Annotated in this window: 12 protein-coding genes; 7 read left to right on the top strand and 5 right to left on the bottom strand. The window is 73.0% G+C overall.

Features of this window, described 5'->3' with window-relative positions:
• Positions 1-115: 115 nt before the first annotated feature.
• Positions 116-1591, top strand: coding sequence for a PLP-dependent aminotransferase family protein (locus tag M1P99_RS19030; protein ID WP_304453952.1), 1476 nt, complete (start codon positions 116-118; stop codon positions 1589-1591).
• A 167-nt stretch (positions 1592-1758) separates the two neighbouring features.
• On the opposite strand, the gene M1P99_RS19035 is transcribed toward M1P99_RS19030, so the two are convergent.
• Positions 1759-2370, bottom strand: coding sequence for a superoxide dismutase (locus tag M1P99_RS19035; RefSeq protein WP_304453953.1), 612 nt, complete (start codon positions 2368-2370; stop codon positions 1759-1761).
• A gap of 407 nt (positions 2371-2777) precedes the next feature.
• On the opposite strand from M1P99_RS19035, the gene M1P99_RS19040 reads away from it, so the two are divergent.
• From M1P99_RS19040 to M1P99_RS19065, 6 genes are all read left to right on the top strand, one after another.
• The gene (locus M1P99_RS19040; protein ID WP_304453954.1) at positions 2778-4841 is read left to right on the top strand and encodes an acyltransferase family protein; all 2064 of its coding nucleotides are present in this window, start codon (positions 2778-2780) and stop codon (positions 4839-4841) included.
• 270 nt (positions 4842-5111) lie between these two features.
• The gene (locus tag M1P99_RS19045; protein WP_304453955.1) at positions 5112-6146 is read left to right on the top strand and encodes a class I SAM-dependent methyltransferase; all 1035 of its coding nucleotides are present in this window, start codon (positions 5112-5114) and stop codon (positions 6144-6146) included.
• 93 nt (positions 6147-6239) lie between these two features.
• A complete protein-coding gene (locus tag M1P99_RS19050) occupies positions 6240-8246 on the top strand; it encodes a glycosyltransferase family 2 protein (RefSeq protein WP_304453956.1) in 2007 nt (668 codons plus the stop codon).
• A gap of 62 nt (positions 8247-8308) precedes the next feature.
• Positions 8309-9904, top strand: coding sequence for a glycosyltransferase family 2 protein (locus M1P99_RS19055; RefSeq protein WP_304455751.1), 1596 nt, complete (start codon positions 8309-8311; stop codon positions 9902-9904).
• Positions 9905-10083: 179 nt separating this feature from the next.
• Complete coding sequence (locus M1P99_RS19060) at positions 10084-12117, top strand: glycosyltransferase family 2 protein (RefSeq protein WP_304453957.1); 2034 nt, start codon at positions 10084-10086, stop codon at positions 12115-12117.
• Positions 12114-13781, top strand: a complete 1668-nt coding sequence (locus M1P99_RS19065) for a glycosyltransferase family 2 protein (RefSeq protein WP_304453958.1) — start codon at positions 12114-12116, stop codon at positions 13779-13781. The genes M1P99_RS19060 and M1P99_RS19065 overlap by 4 nt, the downstream gene beginning before the upstream one ends.
• 10 nt (positions 13782-13791) lie before the next feature.
• On the opposite strand, the gene M1P99_RS19070 is transcribed toward M1P99_RS19065, so the two are convergent.
• The 4 genes from M1P99_RS19070 to ald form a co-directional block, all read right to left on the bottom strand.
• Entirely contained in the window at positions 13792-14250 is a 459-nt protein-coding gene (locus tag M1P99_RS19070) for a MaoC family dehydratase (RefSeq protein WP_179821941.1), read from the bottom strand.
• Positions 14251-14470: 220 nt separating this feature from the next.
• Complete coding sequence (locus M1P99_RS19075) at positions 14471-15625, bottom strand: enolase C-terminal domain-like protein (RefSeq protein WP_304453959.1); 1155 nt, start codon at positions 15623-15625, stop codon at positions 14471-14473.
• Between the two features lie 322 nt (positions 15626-15947).
• Positions 15948-16556, bottom strand: a complete 609-nt coding sequence (locus M1P99_RS19080; RefSeq protein ID WP_304453960.1) for a TetR/AcrR family transcriptional regulator — start codon at positions 16554-16556, stop codon at positions 15948-15950.
• A 187-nt stretch (positions 16557-16743) separates the two neighbouring features.
• The gene (gene ald / locus M1P99_RS19085; RefSeq protein ID WP_304453961.1) at positions 16744-17865 is read right to left on the bottom strand and encodes an alanine dehydrogenase; all 1122 of its coding nucleotides are present in this window, start codon (positions 17863-17865) and stop codon (positions 16744-16746) included.
• Positions 17866-17926: the final 61 nt, after the last annotated feature.

Below are 17926 nucleotides of genomic sequence, written 5' to 3' on the forward strand. Positions count from 1 at the left end.
TCCCCCGGAGAGTGGACTGGCTGTGAAGGGGCCACTTTGGTTCTGGTGGTATCCCTCTCGTTGATGCCAGTATGGAGAGACGCAGTCCATCCGGACAGATCCAATGGAGCGGTAAATGGACTCTTCTCGCGAAGCGGGCGTGCTGGTGGACCACCTCGGCGCGTGGTCGGCTGGCGGTGGCGCGCTCTACCGGCGCCTCGCCGACTCCCTGCACGGCCTCGTCACCCAGGGGACCGTCCTGGCCGGGGAACGGCTGCCCTCCGAGCGCGCGCTCGCGGCCGCGCTGCGGATCAGCCGCACCACGGTGGTCTCGGCCTACGACGCCCTGCGCGCGGAGGGCGTCCTGGAGAGCCGGCAGGGCAGCGGTACCCGTGTCAGCGCCAGCGTGGGGCCGGTTCGCGGCGACGGCTGGGTGCCCGGCAGCATCGCCAATCCGATGTACCAGAACCTGCTGAGGGAGACGCCGCGCGTCATCTCGGTGGCCTGTATGCGCACTCCGGCGCTGAGCATCGTGGAGGAGGCCGTGCGCGAGGTCGTCGACCGGGACCTGCCCGTCCTCATGGCGGAGGAGAGCTACCACCCGCGCGGGCTGCCGGTCCTGCGGCAGGCCATCGCCGACCACTACGAGCGTCAGGGGCTGCCCACCGAGCCCGACCAGATCGTCGTCACCACCGGCGCCCACCAGGCCGTCGCGCTCATCTCCCAGCTCTACCTGCGCAAGGGCTCACCCGTCGTCACGGAGGACCCCGGATTCGCGGGGTGCCTGGACCTGATGCGCGACCGTGGGGCGGCCTTCCACCCGCTCCCCCTGGACGACCAGGGCATCGACCCCAACGCACTCCGCCGGGCCATCGTCGAGTACACGCCCCACCTGCTGTACGTGATGCCCTCCTACCACAATCCCACCGGCCGGCTCATGAGCGCGGCCCGGAGGCGCGAGGTCGGCGAGCTCGCCGCACGGTACGGCACGCCCGTGCTGGAGGACAGCGCCTACACCGGTATGCGCGCCGAGGACGAGCCTCCGCCGCTCGCCGCGTTCGCCCCGCGCGGCACGGAGGTCATCACCGTCGAGTCGCTGACCAAGGTGGGGTGGGCGGGCCTTCGCCTGGGCTGGCTGCGGGCCCCGGCGGAGATCGCGATGCGGCTCAGCCGCCGCAAGGTCCTGGCCGACCTCGGCAGTCCGCTACTCGACCAGGCCGTCGCGGTGCGCCTGCTGTCGCGCTACGACGAACTCGCCGCCGCGCGCTCCGAGCACCTGAGGGAGTCGCTGCACCGCATGGAGGCGCTGCTGGGCGAGGCCATGCCCACCTGGGAGTGGGAGCGGCCGGACGGTGGAGCCGCCCTGTGGGTGAAGCTGCCCGGGGTCAACGCCCGCGCCTTCGCGCAGGTGGCCCTGTGCCACGACGTCGAGCTGCTCCCCGGCCCCTTGATGTCGGCCTCGGAGGACGGCCGGTACGACGAGTACTTCCGCCTTCCCTTCGCCTTCGACGAGGAGACCACCCGGGAGCTGGTCTGGCGGCTCGGCCGCGCCTGGCGCGAACTCGACCGGCACGGACCCGTGGTCGCCGACCCGGACCGGGTCGTCGTCTGACCGTCGTCCCGGCCCGGACAGCATGAGGGCGGCACCGCCCGACCGGGTGGTGCCGCCCTCAGGTGTGTTCCACACGCCCCAGCGTCACGCGTCCACTGCCGTGCCCGCCGTGTCCGGGCAGGCGCGCTGTGACGCCGACGCTGCTCGCGCCGCTCGGGCGCGTCGGTCTAGAACTCGACCGAGCGGGCCTTCTCCAGGCGGGCCTGGACGTCGGCCCAGTTGACCACGTTCCAGAACGCCTTGACGTACTCGGCCTTGACGTTCTTGTACTGCAGGTAGAACGCGTGCTCCCACATGTCCAGCATCAGCAGCGGGGTGGTGCTGTGCGGGATGTTGGCCTGCTGGTCGTAGAGCTGCTCGATGATCAGGCGCTGGCCCAGGGGCTCGTAGGCGAGGATCGCCCACCCGGAGCCCTGGATGCTGTTGGCCGCCGCGCCGAAGTGCGCGCGGAAGGCGTCGAAGGAGCCGAACTGGTCGTCGATCGCCGAGGCCAGCTCGCCGGACGGCTTGTCGCCGCCCTCGGGCGAGAGGTTCTGCCAGAAGATCGAGTGGTTGACGTGGCCGCCGAGGTGGAACGCGAGGTTCTTCTCGAGCATGGGGATGGTGCCGAAGTTGCCGGACTCCCGGGCCTCCGCCATCTGCTCCAGCGCGGTGTTGGCACCGGCGACGTAGGCAGCGTGGTGCTTGGAGTGGTGGAGCTCCATGATCTGACCGGAGATCCACGGCTCCAGGGCCGCGTAGTCGTAGGTGAGTTCGGGCAGCGAGTATGGCGCAGACATCTCTGACGCACCTTTCCAATGACGCGAATCGTCGGGCTTACCAGCGATGAGATCGCTACCGAGCAAGCTATCAGCCAGTGCGCGGAGTCTCCGATGTCAGCCTCTCGACACCGGTCCCGGGGAATAAACGACGCCGGTGCGGGGGTCGCCGCTGCCGGGGGCGATGACCGAGGGTGGTCGTCTCGGGTCCGCTCGTGTCGGTCCGCGTGGCGCGGGGGGACCGGCCGCCGAGGACCGGCGCCCGCCACGGGGACCGAGACCGACCCGCGGCGTTGCTCGGGAGTTCTCCCCGACTTCACCCGGGCGGCACCGGAAAGGACGATAATTCATCGTCGCATTCGAGGCCGACCCGTGCGAATGCCTCGTTCTCACGACAACACCACTTTCTCCTGAGGCCGTCCCCATTCATGTCTGTTTCCACTCCAGGGGCCGCTGCCGCGCCGGCGGGCGCCCCTTCCGCCACCGGCTCCGCTGCCCGGGGCCGCACCGGATTCCGGCCCGAGATCGAGGGCCTGCGCGCGATCGCCGTCGTCCTCGTGGCCGTTTACCACATCTGGTTCGGCCGGGTCTCCGGCGGTGTTGACGTCTTCCTGTTGCTGACCGGATTCCTCATCACCGGTTCCCTGATGCGCGCCCTCGAACGGGACGGCCGCATCGGTTTCGTGGCGTTCTGGGCCCGCCTGATCCGCCGGCTCGCCCCCGCGGCGGCGGTCGCACTCGTCGGCGTGCTCGCCGCCACCTACTTCTGGCTGCCGCGCTCGCGCTGGGCCGACATCATGTCCGAGGTGCGCGCCGCGGCCCTGTACCACGAGAACTGGGCGCTGGCCCGTGCCGCGGTCGACTACCTGGCCAGGGACGCCGCGCCCAGTCCCGTCCAGCACTTCTGGTCGCTGTCCATCCAGGGCCAGTTCTACGTCCTGTGGCCGATCCTCATCACCCTGGCCGCCCTCGTGGCCGCCCGGACCCGGGTGCCGGCCCGGCGCGCGGTCCTGGCCGCGGTCACCGCCGTCTTCGTGTGCTCCCTGGCCTACTCGGTGTGGATCACCGACTCCGACCAGGCCTGGGCCTACTTCGACACCGGCGCGCGCCTGTGGGAGCTGGCCCTGGGTGCGATCCTGGCCCTGACCATCCACCGGTTCGACCTTCCGGTCCGCCTGCGGACGGTCATGGGCTGGGTCGGGCTGCTGGGCCTGGTCACCTGCGGATTCCTGCTGCCGGTGGCCACGCTCTTCCCCGGCTACGTCGCCCTGTGGCCCACCGGCGCCGCCGTCCTGGTGATCCTGGCGGGAACCACCGGCAGCCGGTTCGGTGCGGACCGCCTGCTCACCTGGCGCCCGCTCACCTCCCTGGGCGGGCTGTCCTACGCGCTGTACCTGTGGCACTGGCCGATCCTGGTCTGCTACCTCTACGTCACCGACCGCGCGCTGGCCAGCCCCTCCGGGGGAGCCCTGGTGATGGGGCTGGCCCTGGCCCTGGCGTGGGTGACGCACAAGGTCGTCGAGGGCGGTACGGACCGCCTCACCCGGGCGGACCGGCGTCGCACCCCCGCCTGGTCCCTGGGGCTGGCCGCCTCCTTCCTGGTGCCCGTGGTGGCCCTCTCCCTGGCCTGGTCCGGGCAGATCTCCGAGGACCAGCGCATCCGCAGGGAACACGCGGGGGAGCCGGAGAGCTACCCGGGCGCGCTCACGGTCGCCGAGTCGAACACCCTGGAGAGCCTGGGCGACCTGCCGGTCCTGCCGGACCCCGTCGACGCCAGGACCGACCTGTCCACGCACCACACCGAGGGCTGCCACGTCAACCTGGCCTCCACCGACCTGGTGGTGTGCGACCGCGGTCCGACCGACGCCGAGCACACCCTGGCCTTCGTCGGGGCCTCGCGCACCGCCCACTGGTATCCGGCGGTGGCGGCGGCTGCGGACAAGCACGGGTGGCGGCTGGTGTCCTTCACCAAGAGCGGCTGCCAGTTCAGCACCGACATCCCCTACCGGGACGGCGAGGTGTTCACCGAGTGCCAGGAATGGGACGCCAAGGCCATGGCCGAACTGGAGCGGGTGCGACCCGACGCGGTGTTCACCTCCTCCACACGGGCCACACCCGCGGGCGAGACCGTCCCGGACGGTTTCGTCGAGCGCTGGCTCCAGCTGCGGGAGTTGGGGATCGACGTCATCGGCATGCGCGACCTGCCCCGACTGGACTACCAGAGCGCGGAGTGCGTGGAGCGGGGGAACCCGGACCGGTGCACCTCGCCGGCGACCTACAGCCAGGCCGCCACCGACCCGGTGGCGGGCATGGACCTGCCCGACAACGTGACTACGACCGATTTGACCGGTTACGTGTGTCCTTCAGGCGAATGTGACGCGATCGTGGGTAATGTGCTGGTGTTCTGGGACCACTCGCACATGACCGCCACCTATGCGCACACCCTCGAACCGATGGTCGAGGAGGCCCTTGTGGAGGCCACCGGATGGTGAGCGCACCCGCGATGGGAACATCGCACCTCCCGCAGTCGAGGTCGGGGTGAGGAACGGATGAACAACGGGGTAATTGGTTGCCATTTCGGCGGTGATTCCCCCTTTGGGGGGACGGGACAATCCCGTGCAACGTTAGTCTCGACACCACTTCCGGTGGTCTTCCCGGCAGAGCCGGAAAACTCTGCGGAACTGGTCGTTTCGCACGGAGAACGCCGCCGTGTCCCCCGCACGCCCCATGTGCCGTGTCCGAAACTCCGGAGGTACCCACCCATGCGATCGCTTCGACGCGGACGCCGCCCTCTCCTCATCGCCGCCGCAGCGGTCGGGCTGGCCGCGCTGGTCGCCCCGACGGCCCTGGGCGTGCTCGGACCGCTGACCGTGGCGGAGGCCCTCATCGCCACCGGGCTGGTCGTGACGGCCGGCGCGGTGGCCGCCCTGGGCGCGGCCGTGCTCCTGTTGCGCCGCTCCATGCGCGAGGTGTCCCTGGAGATCCGGACGCAGACCCGCACGGTCACCGAGACGCTGGGTCGCGACCGCCTGGAGACCATCCGCGCCATGGACGCCACCCGCGCCCGGGTCAACCGCATCCAGTCGCACTCCCTGCCCAGGCTGGCCCGCGAGATCACCGGCGCGGTCACCAGGCAGGGCCGCCACGACTACGAGCAGCAGGTGGCCTGGAGCGAACTCAGCCGGCACCTCGACACCGCCCCCTTCATGCCACCGCTGCGCGGATGGGCCGCCTCCCCGGACGTCCTCCGGGTGCTGGTGCGCCACATCGACCGCCTGCGCCCCGATCTGGTCGTGGAGTTCGGCAGCGGCGCCTCCAGCGTCTGGTTGGGCTACGCGCTGCGCCGTGCCGGGGCCGGCCGGCTCGTCGCGGTCGAGCACGACGCCCGCTACGCCGAACTCAGCCGCGCCCTCGTCGCCTCCCACGGGCTGGACGACATCGTCGAGGTCCGCACCGCGCCCCTGACCGAGGTCGAGGCCGCCATCGTCACCGTCGGCGAGGAGCAGGTCGCCACGGCCGACCGCTGGTACGACGCCGCGGTCCTGGACGACCTGGACGGCGTCGGCCTCGTGTTCGTCGACGGCCCGCCCAAGGCCACCGGTCGGCACGCCCGCTACCCCGCGCTGCCCGCTCTGATGCCGCGCTGCACGGAGGACGTCGTGTTCGTTCTGGACGACGCCGACCGGCCCGACGAACGGGCCATCGGCGACCGCTGGCTGGCCGAACACCCCGAACTCCACCGGACCGAGGAGCACGCCGAGAAGGGGGCCCACGTGTTCAGCCGCAAGGGAGTCTGAGGGCGCCGGCCCTCCGCCACCGTCCGCCGCCCACCGCCCGGCCCCCGGCCACGCGGTTCCGGCCGTACCCGTCCACACACCCGAGGTCGCCCGATGATCACCACCGCAGTCCGGAACGCCCTGCGCACGCGAGGCCGGGAACCCGCCGTGCTGTGCCACACCGGCGCCCACGAGAGCGCGCGGGTCCCGCTGGACCGCCTGCCGCTATGGCCCGCCGACCGCGTGATCGACCTGGACACGCATCCCATGGGCGTATCCGTCCTGGGGGAGCAGGAGGCGGGGCTGGTCGCAGTGGTCGCCGCGACCCCGACCGACCTCAACCGGGCCATCACGGTGAGCGTGCACCTGCCGCGCGCCGTGCACGTGGTGGTCGCGCTGGTCGACACCACCGGGCTCCAGGAGCCGCCGATCCCCGCCTCCCCGGGGATGGGCCAGTGGCGCGACGTGCAGGAGGTCCGGGTCCGCCGCGTCGGGCGGCGCGGGTGGCTCTGCGAGTTGTTCTTCCCCAACGCCGTCGAGACCTCCGAGGTGCTCGACGCGGTCATGCACGGCACGCGCGGCCGCCGCCGCGGCCCCGCCGTCGCCCCCCTGTCCGTCATCAACGGGCACGAGGGCGCGCTGTGGCGGCCCGGCGACACCGGAGTCCACGGTGTCGAAGCCGCCGGCCCGGTCCCGCTGCGCCGGGTCACGCCCCTGGGCGACCTCGCGCTGCGCGTGAGCGAGGAACCGGCGCCGCAGTGGACGGACACCACCGTCCCCGCGCTGGACCGCGGCACCACCTCGTCCGACTCCTGGGCCGCCATCACCGGTGGGACGGCCCGCGCCCGCCAGGTCGGCGGAGCGGACGAGAGGCCCGAGGACGACCGCGTCCACACCATCGCACCCATCGACGAACTCACCGTCAACCCCACCGGGTTCTCCAGGGTGGCCGAGGGGCGGCTGGCCGACCTGACGGTCCACGGATCGCACGCCGTGGTCCGCGAGGGGAAGAAGGACCTGGTCACGATCGCGTCGGACGGGACGGTCACCGACGTCGACCTCGCCCGGCTGCGGCACCTCGGTGGAGTCCGCGTCGACTGGTCCGGGCACACCGGGCCCAGCGCCGCCGTCCGCGCGGTGGCCTCCCTGGCCGCCGGCGGTGTGCCCCTGCTGAGCGGCCCGGTGCCCGCCTGGGCAGGCGGACTGGGGCGGGTCCTGACCGACCTGATCACCGGTGCGGAGGAGTCCGACGTGGCCGACCCCCTGCGCCGGGAGGAGTACAGCGTGCGGCTGCGCCGCGCCGCGCTGCGCACGCACGGCCACCGCGCCCGCTGGCGTGCCCTGGGCGCCCGGGCGGGCGTACCCCTCCCGCCGGAGCCGACGGTGTCGGTGATCCTGTGCACCCGCCGGCCGGAGATGGTCGGGTTCGCGCTCGCCCAGATCGCCCGGCAGCGGGGTGTGTCCGTCGAGGTGGTGCTCACCCTCCACGGCTTCCCGGCGGACCTGCCCGAGGTCGCCTCGGCCGTCGCCGAGTTCGAGGCCACGGGCGTGCCGCTGACCGTGCACGAGGCCGACGCCGACCAGATCTTCGGCACGGTGCTCAACGACGCCGTCAGCCGCACGTCCGGGGACCTCGTCGCCAAGTGGGACGACGACGACTGGTACGGCCCGGAGCACCTGGCCGACCTCGTTCTGGCCCGTGCCTACTCGGGCGGAGAGCTCGTCGGTGTCGGCCAGGACTTCGTCTACCTCCAGGAGGTCGACCTGACCCTCTGGCGCAGCCGCCGGTCCGAGGCCTCCACCCGGTTCATCGCCGGGGGCACCATCCTCACCGACCGGGCGGTACTGGAGGAGGTCGGGGGCTTCCGGCCACTGCCGCGCGCCATCGACACCCAGCTCCTCATCGCCGTCATCCGCGGCGGTGGACGCATCTACCGCGCCCACGGACTCGGGTACGTGCTCCGCCGCACCGGCGGCGGCCACACCTGGTCCGAGGACATGTCCTTCTTCCTGCACGACCACACGCGACAGTGGTCCGGCTGGTGCCCGAGCGCCCTCCTGGAGGGGGAGCCGACACCGCTGGGCCAGCCCGTCACCGAGTACACGGGGGGACTCCGTTGACTACCTTGGACACCGGCCGGGGGCCGGCCGCAGACGATCCGCGTTCAGTACGAGCCCTTCCGCTGGGCACGGCGGACTACACCGAACAGCCGCGCCTGACGCGCAACGACTACTCGCCGCTGGAACCGCCCGCCCTGGGGGAGTGGACCCCGACCCTGTCGGTCAGTGTGGTGATCCCGGCCCACGGACACCCGGAGAAGCTCGCCCTGGTCCTGGCCTCGCTGGCCGCGCAGAGCTACCCGGCGCACCTGACCGAGGTGGTGGTGGTCGACGACGGCTCGCCCGAGCCGCTGTCCCTGCCCCGTGTGCGCCCCGAGAACACGAGGCTGATCACCTCCGAGCCGGGCGGTTGGGGGTCGGCGCACGCGGTCAACTCGGGTGTGGCCGCCTCCTCCGGCCAGGTCGTCCTGCGGCTGGACGCCGACATGCTCGTCTACCGCGAGCACGTGGAGTCGCAGATGCGCTGGCACCACCTCGTCGACTACGGGGTGGCCATGGGGCACAAGCTGTTCGTCGACTTCGACCCCGAGGCCATGACACCGGAGTACGTGCGCGACGAGGTCGCCCAGGGGCGTGCGGACGCCCTCTTCGACCGTGAGAGCGCCGACCCGCACTGGGTCGAGGACCACATCGCCAAACGCGACGGACTGCGCTCCGCCGACCGCCTCGCCTACAAGGTCTTCATCGGAGCCACCGGATCCCTGCACCGCACCCTGCTGGAGGCGGCGGGCGGTCTGGACGGCGAGCTGATCCTCGGCGGCGACTCCGAGTTCGCCTACCGGGTCTCCCAGCAGGGAGCGGTGTTCATCCCGGACCTGGACACCAGCAGCTGGCACCTGGGCCGCACCCAGATGCAGACGCGCCGCGAGGCGGGCATGCGCTACCGGGCCCCGTACGTGTCCAACCGCGTGCCCGACTTCCACCTGCGGCGCAGGCGCCCCGACCGCGTGTGGGACGTGCCCTACGCCGACGTCGTGCTGGAGGTGGCGGAGGCGACCCTGGAGCAGGTGGACGCCACCGCCGCCGCGCTGCTCGACGGCACGACCCCGGACATCCGGGTGTGGATGGTGGGTCCCTGGAGCGAACTCGACGACGGGCGCCGCGCGCCCCTGGACGAAGAGCTCCTGGACCTGCGGCTGGTCAAGGAGACCTTCCGCGGCGATACGCGGGTCCGCTTCGTGGAGGAGCCTCCGCCGGCCGACTCCCGGGTGCCCTTCGTGCTGCGCGTGCCCGTGGGGGCCACGCCGGTCTCCACGCTCGTGGCCGACCTGATCGGGGCCGCCGACAAGAAGAGCGCCGGACTGGTGTGCGCGCCCCTGCCCGGCGTGGCGCGCGCCGACGACGGCGTTCTGCGCCTGGAGCGCAGGGCCGCCTTCGCCCGGGCGAGCCACCTGGAGCCCGCGGCCGAGGGCCAGCGGCTCGATCGAACGGTGGAAGAGGTCTACGGCACGTACTGGATTCCCGGCAACGACTGCGTCGTGCCCGAGGAGGGCGGGGAGGGCGTCGAGACCAAGAGTCCTCAGGCGCTGCGCCGCGAGCTCGACCGCGCCCTGGCGGAGGTGGAGCGTATGCGGGGACGGGCCAAGCGGGCCGAGCGCAAACTGCGCTGGTTCACGCCGGGCCTGGCGCGCCGCGCGCTGCGCCGTATCGCCCGCTGAGAGGGACGGGGACGGAGGCGGTCCGCGGCTGCCTGGGCCACGTACCGGTGCTGACGAGCTCTTTTCACGACACGCGATCCAAGCGACACGCACCGTGTTCACTTTGGTTACTCTGAGCCCGGCAGTCACTTGTTCGACGGGTCTTCGCACCGCGTACCCAACCCATTCGAGGTCGCACGATGATCACCTCCGTCCTACGCCAGGCCCTGCGCACGCGCGGTGACGAACCCGCCGTCCTGTGTCGTGCCGGGAACGCCAACCGGACGCTGGACTCGCTCGATCGCCTCCGCCTGCGCCGCCATGACCGCCTCGTGGACCTGGACACCCACCCGGTGGGTGGGCCCCTGTCCTTCACCGGGACGGGCGATGAGGACAGGGTCGGTTCGCTCGGGCTGTGCGTCGTCGTGGCCGCGACCTACACCGACCTGCGCCGAGCCGTGACGTGCCTGACGGGCTTCCCGGCGGCCGCCCACATCCTCGTCATCGTCACGGACACGCCCTCGCACAGCCGCCCACCCGTCCCGGCCTCCCCGGGCATGGGGGAGTGGCGCGGACTCCAGGAGATGAGCGTCCGCCGGGCGGGACGCCACGGGTGGCTCTGCGAGTTCTTCTTCCCGGGCGGAACGCCCGTCGCGCCCGTGGTCGCCGGGGTCTTCAACGGGACCGGGGGGCGCAGGCCGGTACCGAGTCCGCGGCCGGTCGCCGCGCTGTACGGTCCCGAGGCCGCCGGCTGGCGCGCGGGCGATCCCGGCGCCCTGGGGACGGCCCCGGCGGGACCGGCTCCGCGCCTCAAAGCGGTCCCGGCGGTGGACCTGGTCCTGCGCACCGACGGCGGCCAGGACCTGCCCGCGTGGGAGGACGACGAGATCCCGGTGCGCGACCGCCGGGCCAGCACCGCCGATGTGTGGGACCTCCTCCCGGCGGACGCGGTCCAGGCGGCCGCGCCCGCGCTGCGCATCAGCGAGAGCGACCCCACTCTCGCGGTACCGCCCATCGACGAGCGGACGGTGAATCCGGTCGGCTTCAAAGCGTGGGTCAAGGGCCCGGTCGCCGACCTCGCCGCCGTCGACGGGCGCACGGTGGTCCGCGACGGAGGCAAGGTCCTGGCCGCCTTCGCCGCGGACGGAACCGTGACCGACGTCCACCTCGACGCGATGCGCTACCTGCGCGGGGTGCGCGTGCACTGGGAGGGGCACGGCGGCCCAGCCGGGGTGGTGCGTGCCGTGGCGTCGCTGGCCGCGGGAGGGGTACCGCTCCTGAGCGGACCGGTGCCCGGCTGGGCCGACGGACTGGGGGACACCCTCGTCGACCTGTTGACCGACGCGGACGAGGCCGACCTGGCCGACGCGCTGCGCCGCGAGGAGCACAGCGTCCGGCTGCGCCGCGCCGCGCTGCGGACCCACGGCCAGCGGGCGCGCTGGAACGCCCTGGCCGCACACGCGGGTATCCCCGTGGCGCCGGAACCGCGGGTGTCGGTGATCCTGTGCACCCGCCGCCCGGAGATGGTCGGCTTCGCCCTCGCCCAGATCGCCCGCCAGCGCGGGGTCCGCCTCGAAGTGGTCCTCACCCTGCACGGGTTCCCGGCCTCGCTCCCGGAGGTGGACGCCGCGATCCGGGAGTTCGTCGCGACGGGTCTGCCGCTGACGGTGCACGAGGCGGGTACCGACCAGATCTTCGGATCGGTCCTCAACGACGCCGTCGACCGCGTGTCGGGCCATCTGGTCTCCAAGTGGGACGACGACGACTGGTACGGCCCCGACCACCTGTCCGACCTGCTGCTGTCACGCGCCTACTCCGGTGCCGACCTGGTCGGCAACGTGCAGGACTTCGTGTACCTGCAGGAGCTCGACCTCACCGTCCGGCGCGGCAAGGAGAGCGAGTTGCCCATCCGGTTCGTCTCCGGCGGGACGCTGATGTTCGACAGGAGCGTGTGGGAGGAGGTCGGCGGGTTCCGCCCGCTGCCCCGCGCGATCGACACCCAGTTGATGACGGCCCTGCTCCACAACGGCGGCCGCATCCACTCCGGCCATGGCCTGGGCTACGTCCTGCGCCGCGCGGCGGCCGGACACACGTGGAACGAGGACATGGCCTACTTCATTCAGCGGCGGGTCGACCAGTGGTCCGGCTGGCGCCCCAGCGCGATTCTGGAGGGCGAACCGTTGCCGTTCGGCCACCGGGAGCACAGCGCCGAACACGTGGGAGGAAACCGGTGAGTACGGCTGACGAGGCGGCGCGGCGAGCACAGGAGTCCCGTCGGGGGGCCGACACGGTCGGGGTGCGCACGACGCCCCCGGCGGTGCTGGACTTCGCGGAGCAGCCCAGGCTGGTGCGCAACGACCGGGCGAAGCTGGACCCGCCGGCCCTGGGGCACTGGGAGCCGCGCCTGTCGGTGTCGGTGGTCGTCCCGGTCGGGGCCCGCGACGACACCCTGGCCCCGGTCCTGGCGGCCCTCGCGGGACAGAGCTACCCCGCCGAGCTGACGGAGGTCGTGGTGGTCGCCGAGCGGGCGGAGCCACCGGCCGGCCTTCCCTCCGTGCGTCCGGAGCACACACGGCTGGTCACGCCGGGTGAAGGCGCGTCGGCGCACCCGGTCAACGCCGGTGTGGCCGCGTCGACGGGGCAGGTCGTGCTGTGCCTGAGGCCTGACGTGCTCGTGGACCGCGAGCACGTGGAGTCGCAGATGCGCTGGCACCACCTCGTGGACTACGCGGTGGTGGTGGCGGGGACGCGGCCCGTGGAGGCGGGCGCGGAGCTCCCCTCTCCCGACCGGGTCCTGAGGTCGGTGCTCGAGGGGACCACTCGGACGCTGTTCGCCGATGCCGGGCGGGAGCGGGAGGGGGCGGAGGCGCCCGAGCGCACCGGGCCCGGGGCCCCGCCGGTCTGCGCGGGCACGGCCGCCTCCCGTGTCTTCACGGGCGAGTCCGGCTCACTCCACCGGACGATGTTCGACGAGGTCGCGGGGATGGACCGCGACGCGGCCTCGGGCGGTGACGCCGAGTTCGCCTACAGGGTGGCCCAGCGCGGAGCGGTGTTCGTCGAGGACGCCGACGCGGGTGCGTGGCGCCTGGGGCAGCCCGCCGGGCCCGCCTCCGGGGCCGCGGACGCCCCGGCCGCGCGGCTGCGCGAGGCGTATGTCGCCGCGCGGGTCCCCGACTCCCGGGAGCGCCGGCGCCGACCGGGGCCGCTCCGGGAGCTGCCCCTGGCCGACGTGGTCCTGGAGACGGAGGGGGCCACGCAGGAGGAAGTCGAGACCAGCGCGTGCGCCCTGCTCAACGGCACCACGCCCGACATCCGGCTGTGGCTGCGCGGATCCTGGAGCGCCGCCGACACCGAAGCGGGGCGGGCCAACGCCCCCGACCCGCTCCTGCTGGAGGACCTCTTCCGGAACGACCCTCGTGTGCGACTGACCGAGGACCCGCCCGAGGACGATCCGCGGGTGCCCTTCCGTCTGTACCTGCCCGCGGGCCCGGTGCCCGTCGCCGGTGCGGTCGAGGAACTGCTGGCCGCCGCTGACGGAGCGGGAGCCGGATTGCTGCGGGCACTCCTGCGCGGCGCCGCGCGCGAGGGCGAACTGCGCCTGGAGCGCACGGCCGCCTTCGCGCGTGCCCGCCGGCTGGAGCCCAAGGCGACGGGCCGGGATCTGGACCGGGTCGTCGAGGAGGTCCACGGCGTGCACTGGACCACCTCCACCGCGTTCGTGGGCCGGCCCGCGGACGAGTCCGGGGAACAGGAGAGCCTCACGGAGCTGCGCGAGCGGATGGAGCGGGCCGAGCGCAGGGTGAGGCAGTTCAAGGCTCGCGCCCAGCGGGCCGAGCGCAAGCTGCGCTGGTTCACCCCGGGCCTGGCCCAGCGCATCCTGCGGCGTCTGGTGCGGTGAGCCGGACCCCTCAGGCCACCCAGAGCCCGAGGGAGTCGGCGACCAGGGCGGGGCGCTCCTGGCCCTCGATCTCCACGGTGTGCGAGACGGTCAGCAGCGTCCCCTTGGGGGTCTCCTTGACCTCGGAGAGCACGGCGGTGTCGCGGATCCGCGAGTCGACCGTGACGGGCTGGAGGAAGCGGACCTTGTTGAGTCCGTAGTTGACGGTCATGGCCGGCCGCTTGGTGACGGTCAGCAGCTGCGGCGAGAAGAACGCCAGCATGGACAGCGACAGGTAGCCGTGGGCGATGGTCGTCCCGAAGGGGCCGGCGGCGGCCTTCTCACGGTCGATGTGGATCCACTGGTGGTCGCCGGTCGCGTCGGCGAACGTGTCGATCCGGGTCTGGTCGATCCGGACCCAGTCGGTGGGGCCGAGGGTCTCGCCCTGGGCCGCGGTCAGTTCCTGGATGTCGGCGAATACGCGCACCATGGTCTCCGTTCGTCGGGGTCCGGGCTGGGGGCCGGACGATGCGGTCACTCTACCTAACACTGTTCGGTTTGTGGTGGCCGGGCTCACCCGTGCGCGGTGGGTGTCCGGGGTGGGGCCGGGGGCCGGGCCCGCGTAGCGGGCTCGCTCGGGGCTCGGGGCTCGGGGCCCGGTGCCCGGTGCCCGGGGTGCCCGGGGTGCGCGCGGCGTGCGGATCGAGCGGTCAGCGCTCCTGCGAGCGCCGTCCGCGGGCGCGGCGGGTGGGGAGTTCGCGCAGTCCGTCGGCGTCCACGACCACCGCGCGGGCCGTGTGGCCGGCCACCGCCGCCCGGTCGACGCCGTGCCCGAGGCCGCTCTCGGTCAGCGGTACCGGGACCACGCCCTCGTGCGCCCGCACCGGTGGCGTGACCAGGTCCCGGCCGCGGCTCCCGGCTCCGGGGACCTCGACCGGCAGCGAGGCCCCGGCCAGCGAGGCCAGTGCCACGGTGGCCGCGCGGCCGACCCCGGTGCGGGACGACGAACCGCACCAGACGGTCCAGCCCGCGTCCACGGCCCGGTCGACGGCGCGGCGGGCCTCCGTCAGGCCGCCCAGGCGCGCCGGGTCCACGTTCACGGCGCTCCCGGCCTCGGCGCGGATGGCCGCGCCCAGGTCCGCCACGCACGTCAGCGACCGGTGCAGCGCCACCGGGGTGCGCAGCTCGCCCGCCAGACGGGCGTGGGCCGCCAGGTCGTCGGGGTCGAAGGGGTCCTCGATCGCCAGCAGGCCCATGCCGTCGAGCGCGCGCAGGGACTCCAGGTCGGCGGGCGACTCGGTGTACCGGCCGCCCGCGTCCGCCTGGAGGACGAGGAAGGGGAAGCTGCCCTGGACGGCGCGGACCACGTCGGCGTCCCAGCCGGGTTCGATCTCCAGGCGGATGCGCCGGAAACCCGCGCCGACCTGCCGGTTCACCTCGGTGACGACGGACTCCAGCGTGACCTGCCGGGCCAGGGTCACCCCGGCGGTCAGCGCGGTGCGCTCGCCGCCCAGGGCGTGGGCCAGGGGAGTCCCCCGCTGGCGGCTCCACAGGTCCCAGCAGGCGGTGTCCAGGGCGCCCGCCACGGCCGGCTCCCAGGGAAGGTCCGCCCAGGCCCCACACGCCTCGGTGGGGCGCAGCCAGGTGTGGTCGAGCAGGGCGGGGGCGAAGCCCGTGGTCAGGGCCTCCCACTGCGCGGGGCCCGCCCAGGGGATCTCGCCCCAGCCGCTGACACCCTCGCCGTCGGCCACGCGCACCAGGACCGGGCCCGCACCGGCGCCGCGGCCGGCGGCCGAGTCCCGCAGCCCGATCAGCTCCAGCTCGACGATGCGTGTGGCCGTCGCCGATCCAGTGTGTGGTGCCACGCTGTCCCACCTCGGTGTCTGCGGTGTCCCGGAGCTCAGCCGGACGTGCGTCCGCGGCGCGGGCTGTCCCTTCGACGGTACCGCTCCTGCGGCATTTGGCCAGTGTCGGAGGCCGATTCCCCGCGCGCCGTTCAGGCAGGGGCGGCTCGCGGGTCACACTGCCACCGCTTCTCCCGTCGCGTGCGGTCACCCGGGCGCGCCTCCGACAGAAGCGCGACGACGATGGGGCAGGCCGACGGGCGGGGTGGTGGTCTCCGGGACGGCCCGATCACGGCCGGGGGGAGGGGCGGCCCGGTAGGCCGTACCGGAGCCCCGAGGGCGGTCAGGAAGCGTCGGAGATCCCCTGGAGCCCGCGCACGGCGCGCGCGTAGGAGTCGGGATCGACATCGGCCATGAGCAGGCGCTGCAGGAGGAAGCCCGGCATGAGGCCGAACAGGGCCTGGGCCACGAGCTCGGGGTCCTCGGCGGGGTCGAGGCGGCCGGCGCGCTGTTGGGCGCGGACGAGCTCGGAGTAGCGGCCGCGTATCCGCCGGAACCGGGTGGTCACCAGCTCGCGGACGGCGTCGTCACGAATGGCCTCGGCCCAGACCGCGACCGCGACACGGGTGAGGTCGCCCTGCTCGCCCTGCTCATAGCCGGTGATCGTGGTGGTGATGTGTTCCACCATCTCGGGCAGGGCCGGAAGGGGCTCGGCCTCGAGGAGCTCCCCGATGGTCCGGTCGGCCAGTGCGATGGCCTTGTCGGCGATCGCGATGATCAGGTCCTCCTTGTTGCGGAAGTACCCGTAGACCGCCCCGGCTGACATCCCGGACTCGCGGATCACATCGGCCATGGTCGTCTTGTGGAAGCCCTGCGCGGACACGCACTTCATGGCGGCGTGCACGATCTGCAGGCGGCGCTCCTCACGGCGTTCGTCGGTGATCTTCGGCATGGCGCCACTGTAAAACGAATCTCCGTTCGTGACGCTCGGCCGGTGACCGCAGCCGGAAGCCACCGGCAGCGCCCTGCGCCCGCCCCGAGCCCGCAGGACCGGAGGGGAGGACCGCGAACCCCGGACCGGCCGGAGGGGCCGCCCACGCCACGCGCGGTCGACCCCTCCGGCTCTGATCGGTCCCGGATCAGTCCTGGGCCAGGACCTCGTCCAGGGGCAGGTGCTTGAGGCCGTGGGCCTCGGCCACCGGAGCGTAGACCACGGCACCGTCGAAGGTGTTCAGGCCGCCGGCCAGCGCGGCGTCGTCGCGCAGCGCCTGGCGCCAGCCCTTCTCCGCCAGCGCCACGGTGTAGCGCAGGGTGTCCTTGGTGAGCGCGTGCGTGGAGGTGTTCGGCACGGCTCCGGGCATGTTGGCCACGCAGTAGAAGACCGTGTCGTGCACCGTGAAGGTCGGGTCGTCGTGCGTGGTCGGACGCGAGTCCTCGAAGCAGCCGCCCTGGTCGATGGCGATGTCGACCAGCACCGCGCCCGGGCGCATCCGCGAGACCAGCTCGTTGGAGATCAGCTTGGGCGCCTTGGCGCCGGGCACCAGGACGGCGCCGATCACCATGTCCGACTCCAGGACCGACAGCTCCAGCTCGAAGGCGTTGGACACGACGGTCTTGACCTGGCCGCGGTAGAGCTCGTCCACGTGCCGCAGCTTGTTGACGTTGAGGTCGAGCACGGTCACGTCGGCGCCCATGCCCACCGCGATCTGCGTCGCGTTCAGGCCGGACACGCCGGCGCCGATCACGGTCACGCGCGCCGGGCGCACACCCGGGACGCCGCCCATCAGCACGCCGCGCCCGCCGTTGGGGCGCTGCAGGGTCACCGAGCCGACCTGCGGGGCGAGCCGGCCGGCGACCTCCGACATCGGGGCCAGCAGCGGAAGCCCGCCGTCGGGCAGCTGCACGGTCTCATAGGCGATACCGGTCACCCGGCGCTCCAGGAGGGCGTCGGTGCACTCACGGGACGCGGCCAGGTGCAGGTACGTGAAGAGGGTCTGCCCCTCGCGCATGCGGTGGTACTCCGCGGGGATCGGCTCCTTGACCTTGAGGATCAGGTCGCCGGCGGCCCACACCTCGTCGGCGGTGTCGAGGATGGTCGCCCCAGCGGTCACGTACTCCTCGTTGGTGATGGAGGAGCCGAGGCCGGCGTCGCGTTCGACGAAGACCTCGTGGCCGCGACCGACGAGCTCATGGACTCCCGCCGGGGTGATGGCCACCCGGTACTCGTGGTTCTTGATCTCGCGGGGGACGCCGATGCGCACTGTTCCTCCAACTGGTATCTCCGTTGATACCCCCACTGTGACCTGCGAAGCCGCCACAGCG

Origin of the sequence: Nocardiopsis sp. YSL2 (genome assembly GCF_030555055.1) — a bacterium.
In the GTDB taxonomy this organism is placed as follows: domain Bacteria; phylum Actinomycetota; class Actinomycetes; order Streptosporangiales; family Streptosporangiaceae; genus Nocardiopsis.

What these genes read in the sequence shown, in the direction of transcription:
- M1P99_RS19060 (WP_304453957.1), top strand. Translation starts at nt 10,084, where the DNA reads ATGATCACCTCCGTCCTACGCCAGGCCCTGCGCACGCGCGGTGACGAA.
- M1P99_RS19045 (WP_304453955.1), top strand. Translation starts at nt 5,112, where the DNA reads ATGCGATCGCTTCGACGCGGACGCCGCCCTCTCCTCATCGCCGCCGCA.
- M1P99_RS19080 (WP_304453960.1), bottom strand. Translation starts at nt 16,556, where the DNA reads ATGCCGAAGATCACCGACGAACGCCGTGAGGAGCGCCGCCTGCAGATC.
- M1P99_RS19050 (WP_304453956.1), top strand. Translation starts at nt 6,240, where the DNA reads ATGATCACCACCGCAGTCCGGAACGCCCTGCGCACGCGAGGCCGGGAA.
- M1P99_RS19035 (WP_304453953.1), bottom strand. Translation starts at nt 2,370, where the DNA reads ATGTCTGCGCCATACTCGCTGCCCGAACTCACCTACGACTACGCGGCC.
- M1P99_RS19040 (WP_304453954.1), top strand. Translation starts at nt 2,778, where the DNA reads ATGTCTGTTTCCACTCCAGGGGCCGCTGCCGCGCCGGCGGGCGCCCCT.
- M1P99_RS19030 (WP_304453952.1), top strand. Translation starts at nt 116, where the DNA reads ATGGACTCTTCTCGCGAAGCGGGCGTGCTGGTGGACCACCTCGGCGCG.
- M1P99_RS19070 (WP_179821941.1), bottom strand. Translation starts at nt 14,250, where the DNA reads ATGGTGCGCGTATTCGCCGACATCCAGGAACTGACCGCGGCCCAGGGC.